Annotated in this window: 14 protein-coding genes, 1 tRNA gene and 1 pseudogene; 5 read left to right on the forward strand and 11 right to left on the reverse strand. The window is 47.5% G+C overall.

The window, feature by feature from the left end; all coding sequences use genetic code 11:
* Nucleotides 1-41: 41 nt before the first annotated feature.
* Nucleotides 42-455 (reverse strand): ribosomal protein S18-alanine N-acetyltransferase, encoded by a 414-nt coding sequence (gene rimI / locus SHEWPOL2_RS18485; protein WP_239642786.1) that lies wholly within the window; start codon nucleotides 453-455, stop codon nucleotides 42-44.
* 125 nt (nucleotides 456-580) lie between these two features.
* On the reverse strand, nucleotides 581-931 hold the full coding sequence (locus SHEWPOL2_RS18490; protein ID WP_037430557.1) for a DNA polymerase III subunit psi: 351 nt from the start codon (nucleotides 929-931) through the stop codon (nucleotides 581-583).
* 215 nt (nucleotides 932-1,146) lie between these two features.
* On the opposite strand from SHEWPOL2_RS18490, the gene dpsA reads away from it, so the two are divergent.
* Nucleotides 1,147-1,614 carry a DNA starvation/stationary phase protection protein DpsA gene (gene dpsA, locus SHEWPOL2_RS18495; RefSeq protein WP_037415139.1) on the forward strand — a complete coding sequence of 156 codons (468 nt, stop codon included), beginning with the start codon at nucleotides 1,147-1,149 and terminating at the stop codon, nucleotides 1,612-1,614.
* An 84-nt stretch (nucleotides 1,615-1,698) separates the two neighbouring features.
* On the opposite strand, the gene SHEWPOL2_RS18500 is transcribed toward dpsA, so the two are convergent.
* From SHEWPOL2_RS18500 to SHEWPOL2_RS18530, 7 genes and pseudogenes are all read right to left on the reverse strand, one after another.
* The gene (locus SHEWPOL2_RS18500; RefSeq protein WP_037430560.1) at nucleotides 1,699-2,904 is read right to left on the reverse strand and encodes a heparan-alpha-glucosaminide N-acetyltransferase domain-containing protein; all 1,206 of its coding nucleotides are present in this window, start codon (nucleotides 2,902-2,904) and stop codon (nucleotides 1,699-1,701) included.
* Nucleotides 2,894-5,041, reverse strand: coding sequence for a TonB-dependent siderophore receptor (locus SHEWPOL2_RS18505; protein WP_037430562.1), 2,148 nt, complete (start codon nucleotides 5,039-5,041; stop codon nucleotides 2,894-2,896). Before SHEWPOL2_RS18505 ends, SHEWPOL2_RS18500 begins: the two co-directional genes overlap by 11 nt.
* Before the next feature lie 85 nt (nucleotides 5,042-5,126).
* The gene (locus SHEWPOL2_RS18510) at nucleotides 5,127-5,417 is read right to left on the reverse strand and encodes a hypothetical protein (protein WP_037430576.1); all 291 of its coding nucleotides are present in this window, start codon (nucleotides 5,415-5,417) and stop codon (nucleotides 5,127-5,129) included.
* Between the two features lie 158 nt (nucleotides 5,418-5,575).
* Nucleotides 5,576-5,652: transfer RNA gene (locus SHEWPOL2_RS18515), tRNA-Trp, on the reverse strand.
* 307 nt (nucleotides 5,653-5,959) lie between these two features.
* Nucleotides 5,960-6,928, reverse strand: coding sequence for a hypothetical protein (locus SHEWPOL2_RS18520; RefSeq protein ID WP_037430564.1), 969 nt, complete (start codon nucleotides 6,926-6,928; stop codon nucleotides 5,960-5,962).
* A 44-nt stretch (nucleotides 6,929-6,972) separates the two neighbouring features.
* On the reverse strand, nucleotides 6,973-7,872 hold the full coding sequence (locus SHEWPOL2_RS18525) for a 3'-5' exonuclease (protein ID WP_037430567.1): 900 nt from the start codon (nucleotides 7,870-7,872) through the stop codon (nucleotides 6,973-6,975).
* Between the two features lie 104 nt (nucleotides 7,873-7,976).
* Nucleotides 7,977-8,904: pseudogene (locus tag SHEWPOL2_RS18530) on the reverse strand (DUF808 domain-containing protein).
* A gap of 256 nt (nucleotides 8,905-9,160) precedes the next feature.
* On the opposite strand from SHEWPOL2_RS18530, the gene rpiA reads away from it, so the two are divergent.
* Complete coding sequence (rpiA, locus tag SHEWPOL2_RS18535; RefSeq protein ID WP_037415120.1) at nucleotides 9,161-9,820, forward strand: ribose-5-phosphate isomerase RpiA; 660 nt, start codon at nucleotides 9,161-9,163, stop codon at nucleotides 9,818-9,820.
* A gap of 99 nt (nucleotides 9,821-9,919) precedes the next feature.
* Here rpiA and SHEWPOL2_RS18540 read toward each other — a convergent pair whose 3' ends face one another.
* Together SHEWPOL2_RS18540 and SHEWPOL2_RS18545 are read right to left on the reverse strand one after the other, a co-directional pair.
* Complete coding sequence (locus tag SHEWPOL2_RS18540) at nucleotides 9,920-11,110, reverse strand: class I SAM-dependent methyltransferase (protein ID WP_037430568.1); 1,191 nt, start codon at nucleotides 11,108-11,110, stop codon at nucleotides 9,920-9,922.
* A 271-nt stretch (nucleotides 11,111-11,381) separates the two neighbouring features.
* Nucleotides 11,382-12,515 carry an endonuclease/exonuclease/phosphatase family protein gene (locus SHEWPOL2_RS18545; RefSeq protein WP_037430569.1) on the reverse strand — a complete coding sequence of 378 codons (1,134 nt, stop codon included), beginning with the start codon at nucleotides 12,513-12,515 and terminating at the stop codon, nucleotides 11,382-11,384.
* Nucleotides 12,516-13,126: 611 nt separating this feature from the next.
* On the opposite strand from SHEWPOL2_RS18545, the gene SHEWPOL2_RS18550 reads away from it, so the two are divergent.
* From SHEWPOL2_RS18550 to SHEWPOL2_RS18560, 3 genes are all read left to right on the forward strand, one after another.
* Complete coding sequence (locus tag SHEWPOL2_RS18550) at nucleotides 13,127-13,807, forward strand: hypothetical protein (protein ID WP_037430570.1); 681 nt, start codon at nucleotides 13,127-13,129, stop codon at nucleotides 13,805-13,807.
* A 22-nt stretch (nucleotides 13,808-13,829) separates the two neighbouring features.
* Entirely contained in the window at nucleotides 13,830-15,203 is a 1,374-nt protein-coding gene (mgtE, locus tag SHEWPOL2_RS18555; protein WP_037430572.1) for a magnesium transporter, read from the forward strand.
* A 316-nt stretch (nucleotides 15,204-15,519) separates the two neighbouring features.
* Nucleotides 15,520-16,521, forward strand: a 1,002-nt coding sequence (locus SHEWPOL2_RS18560; protein ID WP_037430573.1) for a methyl-accepting chemotaxis protein, incomplete at its 3' end; no start/stop codon positions are given.

Consider the following 16,521-nt stretch of genomic DNA (forward strand, 5'->3'; position numbering starts at 1 on the left):
AGCGCTAATGCGCTGTTTTTTTTATATCTACTTTTAAAACCTTAAACCGTTTCGCTTAAGGCTAAATCCATCAAAATCGCATCTTCTTTGCCCTCTTCCAAAGGGTAATAGCCTTTGCGCCGACCGGTTTCGACAAAGCCCCGCTTCTGATAGAGTGCGCGCGCGGCAAGGTTTGATTCGCGAACCTCCAGCATCAGCACCACAGCCTTGGCAGCCTTAGCGCCGTCGACAACCGCCGTGAGTAGCAGATGCCCATATCCTCGCCCTTGTTGTTCTGGCGGCAAACAAATATCCAGCAGCGTTGCCTCATCGACAATCTGCTGCACAATCGCAAAGCCGAGTAACTCGCCATCGCGTTGCATTAACCCAATAACGCGGTACAAGTGGCCAAAACAATCGGCAAGGTTATTCTCACTCATAGGATGGGAATGAGCACTCGCTTCAATGCGCGCCATTTGACTCACATCGGTTGGCGTCAGAAGCACGATTTGCAATGATTCGTTAAGGGTATTAAGGACTTGATGACTCACGGGAAAATCCAAATTAAAAGGTAACTCACGATAATGTGTACTGGACACGACTAGGCCGTTAATTGCTGCTCACGCCACTGGCAAATCTGCCCCCACAAGGCGCGCTTTGCCTCACTGCGCGTTAGTAACTCAGCTAGGGGATCCGACACTAACCAAGCCACTCTGGGCCTAACCCTGTGGCGACGTAAATCCCAAACTATGGCTTTACCCTTATGTGGCTCAGTGTTGAACTCACAGTCATCCTTACTGATCCCAATTAAGCCAAGGACAGTATCAATCAGTGGCTCAGCGGCAGACGACATATCATCAACATCCCAAACCACTTGATAAGGTCGCACTTTAGTATCGCGAAGCTGCCAAGGAGTTATCTCCATCGCGGCTAAATAGGCAGATTTATTCATGGGGTTATTGGGGTTTCATTAGGCACTGACACCGCATAAGGATACCAGCTAAATGGGCCGAATGTTATTGCCAAGATACGGTTCATGACTCAAGCCAAACGTTTGCTTACTCTTTAATCTGTAAAATCGATTTTATGAATCTATTTTAACCGCTTTAGATGTTTAGCTTATTTGATAAGCTATCTCCATTGAGTAGGACAATAGGAGGAATTTCCATGATTAACATCGGCATCAACCAAGCTCATAGAGAAGAAATCGCCGCAGGGTTAAATCAGTTATTGGCCGACAGCTACAGCCTTTACCTTAAGACCCACAGCTTTCACTGGAACGTCACAGGCCCCATGTTCACTAGCTTGCACTTATTGTTTGAACAGCAATATACCGAGCTTGCCTTAGCGGTCGATTTAATCGCCGAGCGGGTACGAGCATTGGGCGCAAGGGCATTAGGTTCCTATTCGGACTATGCCAAGTTGACCGAAATCCGTGAAGATCAAGGTGTCACTAAAGCTGAAACCATGATCCGTGAACTGTTAAGCGACCAAGAAGTAGTGATTAGAAATGCCCGTGCGCTCTATCCCTTGGTTAGCCAAGCCAACGACGAGGCCACGGCAGATTTACTCACCCAGCGCATTCAACTCCATGAGAAAAATGCGTGGATGTTACGTAGCTTATTAAGCGAATAACCTTTTCATCATCCCCAAGCCAAATGGCCGAGCAGTCACGCGCTCGGCTATTTTTATTGGGCATTGTTTTAGGGTAAAGCTAATTTAGAGATACTTAAGCCAAGCCTGCGGACTCTGTCCTTTGTAACGGCTAAACCAGCGCACGGGATAATAGAGCAAAGGAATTAAGACTAAGCTTATCAGCCATACCCACCCCATATGCGCTACGCCAAACAGCTCACCATGGTTGGCGCCAAATATCCCTTTAGCCAGCGAATACAGCAACAGCAGCACATATAAGTGCAAGATATAGAAGAACATAGGTACAGAGCCAAACACTGCTAACCTCTGCCCCATCCAACCTAATACTCTGCCTGTAGCAAAATAGCGCTCAAACACCACTAAGCCGTAGAACATCCCGCACAAGGTCACCAACAAAAAACTCAGTGATGGCGGATACTTAGTTAGATTAAATACCGACATTAAGGTTTGACCTAGAGTATCGCCAAACTGCCAAGGCAACGTCTCGCCGTAGAGATTGAATCCGCGCAGCAAGCCAAACAGCAGAGCGCAGCCAAGTCCTAACAGTATTAATTTTTGCTGACGCAGCCCCGCATCACTCCCTCTGCCAAATAAGGGGCCAGCCACATAGCCCAATAAAATCACGCCAATCCAAGGTAGCGCTGGGTAACTTATTTTCAGCTTAAGCTCGCCCTCGGCAATCAAATAACCTCGGTCATGCAGTATCGTCCACAGACTATAGCCCCACTCGTCTGGCGTAAAATGAATAGGCGACAATAGGTTATGGCCAAAGATAATCAATAGTCCGAGTAATGCCATCCACAACCTCGGGAGGTTGATTAATGCCGCAAGGGCCAACATGCTCAGCCCTATCACCCAAATCACCTGTAACCACAGGGTGTGATAATTGCCCATCCATGAGAAATTAATCACCAGCACCTCGAGGGCGATTAAGAATAATCCGCGCTTCATTAAAAACTCGCGCGCAGAGCGCGGCTCGCCATAGCCACGATTGGCGTAAAGCCAGGCCGAGACTCCAGTTAAAAAGACGAACACTGGCGCACAAAAGTGCGCCGCAAAACGGCTGACAAACAGCGCCCAGTTTGTTGTGCTTAAATCCATTGGGTCGCTCACCTGCATATGCAGGAAAAACCGCTCCCGCACATGGTCGAGCAACATAATCAGCATCACTAAGCCACGCATCATGTCGATGCTATTGATCCGCTGACGCCCTTGCTGCTTAGGCGTCTCAGACGAAGCGGCGGGTGTCACAGTGGCATTAAAATTCATAGCTAACACTCACTTTAACGTTACGTGGCTCACCCGGCACGGCCCACAGCGCCGAATAACTGCTGGCGATATAGTGCTCATCCAGCAGGTTATCGACATTGAGCGCGAGACTTAAGTTGTCAGCAAGTCGAGTCGTGAAAAACATTCCAAGTAACTGATAACTCGGTAATTGAAAACTCGGATCGGCCGAATCACCCAAACGAGAGTCCACATAACGCCAACTCAGCCCTAAATGACCGTCGATAGAAAGATCATTTAAGTCCTGTTTGAGAATGATACTGCCCGTGTGTTTTGGCACATTGACCAGTGGACTTCCCGCAGGAATTAACACGCCCCAATCCAGATTCAGGCTGTCGTTCGCCGTGCGGGTATTCAGATAGGCATAGGACAAGGTCGCTTGTAAGTTCTCGGTCAACTCGGCCGCAACATCCAATTCAATCCCCGTGCTCTTGGCTTCACCAAGGGTTGCCGAAAAGCCCACATTGACGGGATCTGAAGTCAAGATATTGCTCTTTTGCGCATCAAACCAAGCCAAACTGCCATTGACGGGTAGCTCAAACCAAGTGCTGTTGAATTTAACCCCCAGCTCGACGGATTTGCTCTCCTCTGGCTCGAAGGGATTACCCGCATAATCAGTGCCAGAAAGCGGTAAAAACCCTTCCGAATAGGAGCCGTAAACACTTAACGCCTCAGACCATTGATACACTAATCCGACTTTCGGGCTGACTCTGTGATCGCTTTGATCCGACAGACTCTCGTTGATCTGCTCTGCAATTTCTTGGGAATAACGGTCAAACCTTAACCCTAAATGCAATTTCCAGTGCTCGGTTAACTCCAATTGATCCTGTAAATAGGCACCCCAGGCATCTTGAGTCTCTCGGTTTTCATAGAGCAAACTGACCTCAGGCTGAGCCGCGCCATATTGGGGCGTAAAAATATCGATAGCATAGGCGCCCTTCTTGCCTCGATAACGGTAGAGTCCCGTTTTTAGTCGATAATGATAGGCATCCGTCCCGAGCAGCAGATTGTGCCTTATGTTGCCAGTATCAAACTGGCCGCTGAGTTCGGCCCGAACAGAATGGTCTTCAGAAGCGTAATCTCGATAGAGATGCTGCCGCGTCAGAGTACGGCCATCGTCATATAATGATTGACGTCCCTTTGCTAATTCGGCATCCGATGAGTAGCCATTCAGACTCGAATCGCGGTAGTTATAACCCGCGGTAAGCGACCAATCCTCATTTAATTCATACTCATAGGTAAGCTGATGCCCAGTCGCATCCACTTTAGTTGGCCCATCGTTGGGCTCGCCTAAGTAACGCGAACGGGGCACGGTATTAAAGTCGTTATTGAGCACTACTACGCCACGGTCAAATAACTGTTCTTGCTTAAGATATTCAACCTCATACAGGAGCGATGACTTATCGGACAGTTGCCAGCGTAGCGATGGCGTGACGATCTTTTTATCGCTAAATACATGATCGCGAAAACTGTCATGCTCCTGCCAAGCGCCATTGATCCGAAAGGCCAAGGTATCGGTCAGCCCCGAAGTAAAATCCCCTTCTAACCGATATTGCTCAAAACTCCCCGCGGAGGCTTTTAAATAGCCCTGCGCCTCGTACTGCGGTTTTTTAGTCACAATATTCACAGTACCGCCGGGCTCCGAGCGTCCATAAAGCGCCGAGCCCGGGCCTTTAAGGATTTCCACATAGGCTACGTTCGATAGATCTCGGTGACCACTAAAACCTCGGCCACCATTAAAACCATTAATTAAATAGCCCGATGGCATGTTTTCATTCCCAGGAAAGCCCCGTAACGAAAAACTATCCCATAGCCCACCACCGTTGTTTTGCCGCGCGACACTGGCAGAATAATCCAATAAGTCTTGAAAACGCGTCAGCCCAGTATCTTTAATCAGTTGCTCATCCAGCACTGTGATGGCCTGAGGTAACTCAGTCGCAGGCACATTGCCGCGGTAGGCCTGTCGATAATGAATGCTTAAACGCTCGATATCATTATTAAGTCCAGTGTTATCAGTTTGCAGCGCCTCGGCGGCCAATAGGGGAACACTCGTATCCAACGCCAACAACGTCACGCCCAGCAGTAATACCGAGCGCTTTTGAATGACATAAGTAGCCATTTTTTACTCCAAAAATAAACAGCATCGGGCGCCTTGGTTAAGCCAAGGCGCTCGAAAAATAAGAGAAATAGATAAAAAGCAGGAGTTAGGCTGCTAGCGGCGGCGCGCGGCTAAGGAAGTTGCGCCTAAATGGCGTCTTAAAGGAAATAACATCAAACTCAACCGAGATAACACCCTGTTGAGCAACTTGAAAATCTAAAGGAGAGTATGAGAGGGCATGCTGCAATTGGTGCTGATGCAAACACAGCGCGCAATGGGCTTTGGTATCATCATTGAGGTGGGAAACACTGTGCACCGCAAACGCAACAGACAGCAACACTAAGATGGCTGCAAGCCATAGTGCTAATCTGCGCCTTGTTTGCATCACAGAGCTCAAACCATACATCCTCAAACCAAATGGATTGCGATTGTATGTTAGACACTACGAAAGTTGCAAATACCTTTACTTAACAAATGTAAGCAAATGCACTACGAAATTTTATGACGGCTAAAATAAAACGGCTCGCATATTTCTATGCAAGCCGTTGTTTTATTTGGCAGGGGTGGCAGGACTCGAACCCGCAACCATCGGTTTTGGAGACCGCTGTTCTACCAATTGGAACTACACCCCTGTTGACGTGGGGCATTATGCTAAAAGCACTCTCAAAGGTAAAGGACTTTTTATGACAAACTTAATTAACTGAGGAATTTTCAAACAAGTTTTGCATCTACTGTTGATTTAATTGGCATAAAGCTGAAAAAGTCGTCATGTAAGCTCATTGCAGAATGTTCAAAACCCGCTGGCAACAGCGTAAACGGTGAAACCTGATGCTCTGTCTATGCCCCAGAAACTCACAAAAGAGTCGTGAAAACGCCTTAAAGGATAAATTTAAGCGCTGTGCGTACCAAGCACTCACTAATTAATCCCATCGCTGAAAGTTAATCATCAAGGGTTGAGATAAAAATTCGCCGCAAATCATTGTCCCAAAGCTGGATAATCTTGCGGGTCTTATCCTTATTCCAAAAACACTTACCAAACAGGATAAGCCCTGCGCCCTCTAAATCCCGCTTATCTTCGATATTAAAGCGCTTAAACAGTTTGATTTTGACGGCCTCAATAGGAATGCCTATGTCTTTACTGTCGGCAGGATTGAGCCAAGATAACGTCGGGTCGCTATGGGAGATAGTGCCCCAGTACATATGGGGTTTATTATCCGTCGGATCCGCATCGGCAAAATTCACAAACAAATTCTTCGCCCGCCAGCGGTACTTACGCTCATCATCGGTATAAACCCAAAGATCCGAAGTCGCCAGATCGGAGCCTCGCAGCAGGCTATGGAGTAACTTTTCTAGCCCTTGGCTCGGTGTACGCTTTGCCGTGATGGCTATTTCTGGCTTATCGGCCGCTACCTGATAGTCAGCTTTGGGCTCCTGTACTGACGCTAATTGCTCAGTATCATTTTCAATGTCACTTTTGGCTCCAACCTCTTGCTCTTGGGGAGCCTTGATTTTGTGCGCTGAGTTAGATGGTCTCTTATTACTGGGATTAAGTGAGAAATCGATAACCAAGGCATCTGCGTCGAGCAGTTGTTGCTGCACTTCGAGGGCATCTTGTTCTTCACGGGACTTTTGCGCCGACGGATTAAATTCGATGCAATCGAGCTCATGGTAACGGGAGCCAAAACAGGCGGCCCTACCATCCTTAGATGCTTTACGAAAATAGGCTTTGCCGTAGCAGGCGGGGCAATATAAATGCTGGCGCAAACGCTCAATCTCAGCCTCGGGTAACTGCTGAAACTTGAACACACTGTAGGTGACACCGGCCTGAGCATGAGGATTGAGTCGTAATGGTGACGAAGCCTGCTCTGCCGCAGCCTCGGTTGTGAGTACACAAATCGCATCCAACATCTCTTGCCCCCCTAATCCTTATCTTCGCGACCTTATCTCAAGTCTTAAGCTGGATGAAAATAGCTCGCGAGTCGTGTGGCTAAACTCGGCGGCAATAAGGGTTTATTACCGACAGTCGTTTTGCCATAAAAACCTTGCAGCTTGTCGATTAACTGCCAAAAACAGAGGTTTGCCGCCAATGCATCGAGGGCGGCGTACTGAATTTGCGCTTGGGATAAAGGCACCTGTTGCCAATTCGAGAGGGTAATTTTTTTAGGTTTATCGATGCGTTTATGCAGTAATGCCGCCACCAATTGCCGCGTGCCCATCTCCTTCCCAGCCCCGAGCTGCGCCATCGCCCAATTCAAATCGAGTCGAGGGGAGACATGAATATCCCAATCTCGTTTCAGTGCTTGGCCATCGCCCCTTAATCCAATCCCCACTTTGAGGATCTGCTCATTTTCGAGCAAAGGTTTAAGCTCAGCGAGCCTCTCACCCAATACCGCCTGTTGAAATAAATAACAGGTATCGGAGGTCGCCAATTGCACTAAGCTCAAGGGATGTTGAACACCCGGCTCAAAGCTTGCCCGCGTTTCGGTATCAAACCCCAGCACGGATTCACTGCTAAGTTGTTGTAAGGCGGCGGTAAGCTTATCGAGCATGACTAATTCTACTCGCATTTCCACCCGCATGTCGTCCCGCATATCCACCAGCGACAGTGGCGAAAGATTAGCCAGCTCGGCATCCGTTAAGCGCGTGGTTAAGGCAAGCTTTTGTTGAAACCATGCAAACTTGAGTTGCGAATCGCCTGCCGATAAATCCCCCGCTTGGAGCTCGGTTAACTCCGCCAGATAGTTGCTGCCCGCCGCATCCATCGCCGCCAGCAGTTTGTCGGCATGTTCGCCTAATTCCTCACGCAGCCAAGCCAACTTATTGGGGGAAAGGCAATAACGCATTAATTGCATAATTCGTCCTTGAGCGCTGAAATAATCGCGGCGAGCACCTTCGCACTCGCACAGCTCGGATTAGCTGACGCTATAATCGCCAGCTATGAAAGGATGACAACGGATCAGCTACGCAGCTTTTGAAATCCAGTCATCACCAATACCGCCACCGCGCCCGCCGCGATGCCAAAGAGCGCGTTAAGAATGCTTGGCGTCAGTAACCCAAGCACTGGGCCGACTAGGGCAAAGGTTTCCACGAATTGCTCGGCATGGTGGATTTGCTCGCCGACCCAATGTAATCCATGGGTTAGAATGCCGCCGCCCACCATAAACATGGCGGCAGTACCAATAATGGTTAAGCTCTTCATCAACACGGGCGCCGCGCTCAGTAAGCCAAACCCCAACTTACGATTAAAGCGAGTGAAGCCCGACTCGCCCTGACGCTGGCTCAGATACAGACCCGCATCGTCCATTTTGACAATCGCTGCCACCAAACCATAAACGCCTATGGTCATCACGATACCAATAATGGCGAGGGTAAAAAAATTGCGTTGAGAGCGACTTATCCGCGACTATGCCTAAAGTGATGGCGATAATTTCTGCCGACAACACAAAGTCGGTGCGGATAGCACCCTTCACTTTTTCCTTTTCATAGGCCGCAAGATCGCTTATCTCCGGTATGTCAGATTCGGTCTGCTCCGCGTGTTTGTCTTTTCGATGGCTATAGCTGTGGTGTAATTTCTCAAAGCCTTCAAAACATAAAAACAAGCCGCCGAACATCAATAAGGGGGTCACCGCCCAAGGAATAAAGGCGCTGATCAACATGGCTGCGGGCACTAAAATCAATTTATTGCGAAACGAGCCTAAGGCGACCGCCCAGACCACAGGTAATTCGCGGTCGGCACTCACGCCCGTGACTTGCTGGGCGTTTAAGGCCAAATCGTCCCCTAACACCCCAGCGGTTTTCTTGGCCGCGACCTTACTCATCACTGCCACATCATCCAAAATGGATGCAATATCGTCGAGTAAGGTTAATAAACTTGCCCCTGCCATACACACTCCCTTAAACCAATGTTTTATTTTGCCGATTCTGCTTTGGCAATAGTAACTTAGTTAGATTAAGCCCGCATAGAGCATTGTCTCTATCCAGATGTACTTTATCTTAAAGCACTTCCCTTTATACACAGATTAAATCAGTGCGGGCTGTAAGCAAGATCACAGCCATAGTGCAATAGCACCACACTATTTGGCGGAAAAGAGTATACTAAGCCCAGAATTTTTTACTCATTTGCCATTACAGGATGTCAACATGACTCAAGATGAAATGAAAAAAGCCGCAGGCTGGGCTGCACTCAAATACGTTGAGAAGGACAGCATTGTAGGTGTGGGCACAGGCTCAACCGTTAACCACTTTATCGATGCTTTGGCGACCATGAAGGCCGATATTGAAGGTGCGGTATCAAGCTCAGAAGCCTCTACCCAAAAGATGAAAGCCCTTGGCATCCCAGTTTATGACTTAAACAGCGTCGATAAATTATCCGTGTATGTTGATGGTGCCGATGAAATTAACGGCCATATGGACATGATCAAAGGCGGCGGCGCGGCATTAACCCGCGAGAAAATCGTTGCGGCTGTGGCTGAAAAGTTTATCTGTATCGTGGATAACACTAAACAAGTGGATATTTTGGGTGAATTCCCGCTGCCCGTTGAAGTGATCCCAATGGCGCGCTCTTACGTGGCCCGTGAACTCGTCAAACTCGGCGGCGACCCAGTGTACCGTGAAGGCGTTGTCACGGATAACGGCAACGTGATCCTCGACGTTTACAACCTTAAGATCATCAATCCTAAGGAATTAGAAGATAAGATCAACGCTATCGTCGGCGTAGTGACCAACGGTCTATTCGCAAAACGCGGCGCCGATGTGTTACTGGTTGGCACCCCTGAAGGCGTGAAAACCTTTACCGCTTAAGGGCTGATTGAGTCGAAAGACCAAGACTCCCATGCGAGAAATAAAAATGCCGCTGCAACTGCACCGGCATTTTTTTATAACGTTTACACAATCAAACGATTACCACACTCGAGCCACTAAGCCCTTGAGGTAAAATCCTTCGGGGAAGGCGCTGCCAATCGGGTGATCGCTCGCCTGGCTTAAACGCTCGATAAATTGGATCTCACGTTTAGCATCCAGTGCCGCATCGGCAACGATTTTTTGGAACAGATCCGCAGGCATTAATCCCGAGCAAGAGAAGGTCAACAGCACCCCGCCCGGATTTAATAATTGCAGCGCAATCATATTGATATCTTTATAGCCGCGACAAGCGCCATTGAGCTGCGACTTATTGTCGGCAAACTTTGGCGGGTCGAGTACGATTACATCGAAGGTTTTACCCTCATCGCGATACTGACGTAACAGCTTAAACACATCGGCTTCGTTGTAATGCACATTATCATCACTTAAGCCATTGACTCGCATATTCAAACGCGCAGTATCGAGGGCAAGTGATGAGACATCGACGTTCTCAATGCTGGCCGCGCCCGCCTTAGCAGCATAGAGGCCAAAGGTGCCGGTGTAGCAAAAACAGTTCAGTACCGATTTGCCTTTCACAAAACGGGCGGCGATGGCGCGGTTATCGCGCTGGTCGAGGTAGAAACCAGTTTTATGACCCTTAGTCACATCAACGGCGATTTTGATACCGTTTTCTTCAATAATGACGGGCATTTCAGGCAGCGTGCCATGGAGTAAACCCATGGTAGAGGCTAAGCCTTCTTTCTTACGGGAATCGACGTCTGAGCGCTCATAAATCGCGCAATCGGGGTACAGCTCGGCGAGCACATCGACAATAGTGTCACGCCATACATCGGCGCCCATGCTCAGTAATTGGCACACCAATACATTGGCATATTTATCAATAGTGATACCGGGTAAGCCGTCGGACTCAGCGGCAATTAAACGGTAACCCGTTAAGCCTTGTTCACGGATCAAATCATCGCGTCCCGCTTGTGCACGCAGAATACGACGCTTAAAAAACTCACGGTCAATTTCTTCTTCGCGATCAAAAGTCCAAATTCGTACTTGGATTTGAGACTCAGGAGACCAAGCACCACGGCCCAACCAATGACCATCGTGGGCAACCACATCGACGGTCTGCCCCGGTTCAGGCTTACCTTTAACGTTGTGGATCCCGTTGGAAAAGACCCAAGGATGACGACGCTCAAGGGACTTTTCGCGACCGGGTTTAAGTTTGATTCTGATAGCCATAGTACCGCCTTTGATAATTGTACCGCCTGTGTGTTGTACCACCGTAATCAATAGTACCGCTCGAACACTAGGCGCCGCCCTCTAAAAATGGAAGCGGATAATATACCTAATAGGGTTCAAGTGCGAGCCATCTGTCCAAAACATCAGCTCTCCATTCCCATGGTCTGCGATCATACTCCAGTTTCGCGGGTAAAACCCTGGGCCGAGGGCGTGTTAACGATTCAAGATGAGATGTTGTTCTTGATGGCATCCTCGACAGTTATTTTACTTGCTAACGCCGCAGCGCCAATTCCACCCATACCGGTGCATGGTCGGTACTGTAAGCATCGCGCTCATATTCGGGCCTGACTAAGTGTCTATCGCAGGTTTGATAATCCACCACCTGAGCCAAACTGCGACTATCACTGGCATCAAACTCATTGGAAAGCAAAATATAATCGAGTACCGAACCTTTAGGGCCGTAGTAATGGGTTGCAGCTCGATGCTCCCGAGAATGGACTAGGTTATCGGGCATATTCGCCGCAATAAATAACTCGTAAGCATCTTGCAGTCGATATTGGGCAAACACAGCCGAACGTGCAGTATCAGACAAATGCCCAAGTCCCGCGGCCTTGATATCGTTGCTGTGGAGATGCTCGCCTTGGAGCGTTAATGCATCCAACGCCCCCATGGACAAACTATCGTTAAAATCACCCATCAGGATCACCGGATATCTTATGCTTTGCCGCCGCGCGAGAATAGCATGGAACAACAATGCCGCCTCTGCGCCCCGCTGCATGGTCGATGCCCAGCGACCTAGGGCTTGCTCAGTTAATAACTTAGTCTCAGAGTGCAACGCAAGCGTAGGTGGCGCACTTAAGGTTAAGCCTAAGGGATGTGGCTCTAACGCAAGTCCCGGGCGCTTAGATTTAAAATGCACCACATAGCAATCACAAGCGCCAATTTGCGGTATATCCACCGTCGCCCGCAGTACTTTACGACTAAAGGTAAATTGGCTCGATAACCCCATCGCTGCCACTAAATGTGCATCGGGTTCAATCGCATGCACCTCAAGGATTGGAAAGCGCGACGCTAGCGCAACCACAGGGCTTTGATAAATGTAATCACTGATCAAAGTGGCGCTATCAACTATGGCAAAATGTGTTAACCCTTGCTGCGCCGCAAGTTGTTTTAATGGCTCAGGGCTAAACACCTCCTGAAACCCGACAATATCCGGATGATATTGGTTTAAAAGCTCGCCAAACCACTGACACTTCTTTTGCCACTGGCCATGGCTATAGATATTTTCAAAATCGTAAAAGGCTAAAGGTGGTTCAATAAAATTAAATAGATTGATAGTCGCAATACGAATATTCGAATGGCAGTTTTCAGCCGAAATGGACTGCTGTTGGGAAGCAAATGTCACAGGTGATTCCTCTTTAGCCAAACCGTTGTGCTAATTAAACTCGGTTCTTAACTGATTGCGATAAATCGATTTTATCATTAAATACATCCATTAACTGGCGCAGAACAACAGCAATTAATAAATATCAAACCTTATAAAAATACAGCCAGCCCCCAAGGCAACCTACTGCACACCAAAATGCAACACAGCAAAAACCTAAAACAAAAATCAACTCAAGAATAAAAGCAAAATTGAAACATAAACATAGGTAATTGCCTATTGGGTTGACTTTCATTGTCAGCGGTTTAGAATCTAGCCGATTTTACCATTAGGAGACCCACTGTGGGCACACACATAAGCGACAGTAGATGCCCTGTCCAAAAGACAGGATTTAACGCCTAGCACTAGCCCGCAATATTTTGCTGCTACCTGCTAAGCAGGGTAGTAGCGTGACACATCTCACCCCACACCCGTACATTCAATTTCAGACCTTAATATTAGCCAGTCATGCTAGCGTTAGCGCTCGCCTATTGGTTTTTCCGGCATTGAGCCGGAGGATAAGTGCTGCCTATTGAATACATCTTCACGCCTATTTTGCCCCAGTTGGCTCCCCACACTCAGGGAGTTAAACCATGGCGTACACAAACAAGCCATTCACCTTTGCTTTTCAGTCTTGGGCATTTTTGGGACTATGCATTAGCGTCGCAACACATGCCTCTCAACTCGATGTGGATGATCCCAGCATCGCCGAACACTGCGAGTTACAGCTAGGTTGGCAACAGCCGAGATCCGATCATAGCGCAAAACAGATAAATGGCAGTGGCACCTGCAACTCAGGCCAGTGGGAATGGCACTTAGGCATTGAACAACAAAGTAATAATGCTATCAATGAGCAGCAAACCGAGCTGGGATTCAAATTGCCATTAAATGCAGACTATGCCCCTTGGCAAAGTGCGCTGGCTGTTAATTTGCAAAAAAATCATCAAGGCAGCCACCCTCTAACAACGCAAATTGTAGGGATTTTGGGATATGACTTGGCAGCTCAGAATTTACGCCTCTATAGCAACCTAGGTATAGATCAGTATGGCGCTCAATCGCCCCAGCTTATTGCAGGAGTTGCTATCGCCTTCGAATACGACACTGAGCAGCAATGGATAGCCGAATTTTATCGCCATGAGTCCCATGAACGAGCCTACAAACTCGCATATCAATATTTACTTAAAAGACAGTTACAACTTCAACTAAGCCTAGGCAACAGCCTAAAAGGAAACACACAACAGCTGGGCGCTGACTTTACCTTTTTCTTTAATTAATAGATCGTTGGGAGAATGAACTATGAACATGAACAACAACCAAAAAAATACTAAGCAAATCGTCGTAGCTATCCAAAATATTTTAGAGCAGCGCGATACAGCAGGCATTACGGCTTTAGCGAAAGAGCGTCACCCCGCAGATATTGCCGCTGTAGTTGGTAGCTTTACTCAGCCACAGCAATTACGGTTTTTGCAACTTGCGCCCGCCAAAATTGCGGCGGATTTATTTCGTTATTTACGTGATGAATTACAAACAGAATTAGTGCAGCAGTTAGATAAAACCACGCTGTCATCGCTGTTGCTCACTATGGCAGCGGACGAGCGCGCCGATCTTTATAACCTGCTCGAACCTGAACAACAAAAACGACTATTGCCCGTGTTAGCACAGGCAAAACGAGAGGATATGCGCACTTTAGCCGCCTACGATAAAACCAAGGTCGGTGCGGCGATGACATCGGATTACACTCTGCTCAATAGCCGTCATACCGCCGCCCAGGCGATTGAAATGCTGCGCACGGAAACCGCCGATAAAGAGACGATTTATCAAGCCTATGTGGTCGATATGTTAGGCCGTTTAATTGGAACGGTATCACTTAGACAATTACTTTTAGCGCAGCCAGAAGAGCGAGTGGTCGACTTTATGAAACCCAACCCCATCGCCTTAGATGCCAACGCCCTTTGCCAAGAGGCAGTACAGATGATCGCCCATTACGATTTATTGGCTCTCCCCATCATCAATGGCAAGGGACAGTTAGTCGGTATTGTCACCTATGACGATGCGATGGACATTGCCAGTTCACAGGTTGATGTTGAATTTACTAAAACTGCGGCCATCGGCAATATTGATCACAATTTAAAGACCGCCAGCATAGGCTTGCTCTATCGTAAACGAGTCGTTTGGTTGGTCATTTTAGTGTTTGGTAATATTTTCTCAGGCGCTGGCATCGCCTTTTTTGAAGATACCATTGCCAGTTATGTTTCTTTGGTGTTCTTTCTTCCCCTGCTCATCGATAGCGGCGGTAATGCGGGTTCACAATCAGCCACCTTAATGGTGCGAGCCTTAGCCACGGGCGAAGTGATACTCAAGGATTGGCTCTCATTGCTGGGGCGTGAATTAGGGGTAGCAGGATTACTCGGTGCCAGCATGGCCTTGGCAGTATCGCTACTTGGGTTTTGGCGCGGCGGTCCAGAAATCGCCTTGGTCGTTGCATTAACCATGCAGATCGTAGTGATCATTGGCAGCCTGATTGGCATGTCACTGCCCTTTTTACTCAGCAAGTTAAAAATGGATCCGGCTTCAGCCAGCGCACCACTTATCACCTCAATCGCCGATATCATTGGTGTGCTCGTTTACTTTAGTATTGCTACAATGATTTTAGATTTACCTGTGGCTTAAAAGAGTTACAACGCTTTTGCTGCGATGCTGATGAAAAGCGTTAACACTCAAACTAGCAAGCTCAATTAAGGTTGAATCGCAATTTGTAGAAATACAGTACGAGATATTCACTTGTTATCCAAAATCGACTTGGGCAATTTATTTGCTCAAGTTCATAAATTCATTGTTATTCAATAAAAAAGTAAGATTATGGCATTGATATACGTTAATATTTTCTTACCACACTTTCCTACTTACCCTAATACCGCAGGGATTGCACCTTAGACGTTATTAATTCAGTGGCCATAACAATATCAATAAAAGTTTAGAGGTTTTTATGTGGTTTAATTCAAGACTCAAAGCAGAAAACGAAGCGCTGAAGCAAAAGCTCATTGATCAACAAGATAGATACGAAGTTGAAATCGAAGAGCTAAAAAATATGGCCCGCGAAAATGAAGCCATGCAACAACAGTCCCGCCAAAATACCGATCATTATAGTGCAGTGATTGCCTGCCAAAATCAGGGCGGCGAGATGTTAAATGCAGTGAGAGATGGCCTTGCCAGCAGTGCAGAGCTACTCACTGAAGAAAAAGAAGCACTGTCCGAATTAGATAAGATTTTTGATCAAACGCGGGTAGCCATTATTAATTTAGGTAATAGAGCAACCTATATTAATGAACCAGCCACCAGTAGCATGACTGCTGTAACCGAGCTCGATAGTACCACTTCTTCTATTAACCAGTTTGTTGCCGCTATTCAAGGGATCTCTGAGCAAACTAACCTACTCGCTCTCAACGCAGCAATTGAAGCCGCCCGAGCGGGCGAAGCTGGACGAGGTTTTGCGGTTGTTGCCGATGAAGTCAGACAATTAGCCAGTAAAGCTCACGAAGCGAGCAGCCAAATCGAAAAACTAGTAAAACAGATTGTTACACAAGCCTCTAATATTAAAGAGATTGTCCATAATAACCAAAACAGCGCTCTTGATGTTGCCTCATCTTCAACACAAATAGGGCAAGTCGTTGAAGATGTGCTGCAACGCTCTAATAAAATGCAGCAGGTAATCCATAATGCCGCGACAGCCTCATTCTTAAATACCACTAAACTCGACCACGCCGTTTGGAAGAGTAATGTGTATCAACTTATTGAAAAGAATCAGCACAGCCATGGTGTGAACTCCCATACTGAATGCCGTTTAGGCCAATGGTATTTTAAAGGCTTTGGTGCTGAAAATTATCAACATTTGAGTAACTTTAAGGCCTTGGATGCTCCCCACAAAGCGGTACACGATGCAGGTAAAGCAGCACTCGCGGCAAGGCACACAGGGCAATTTACCCGAAAT

The organism is Shewanella sp. POL2, from assembly GCF_000282755.1.
Lineage (GTDB): Bacteria > Pseudomonadota > Gammaproteobacteria > Enterobacterales > Shewanellaceae > Shewanella > Shewanella xiamenensis.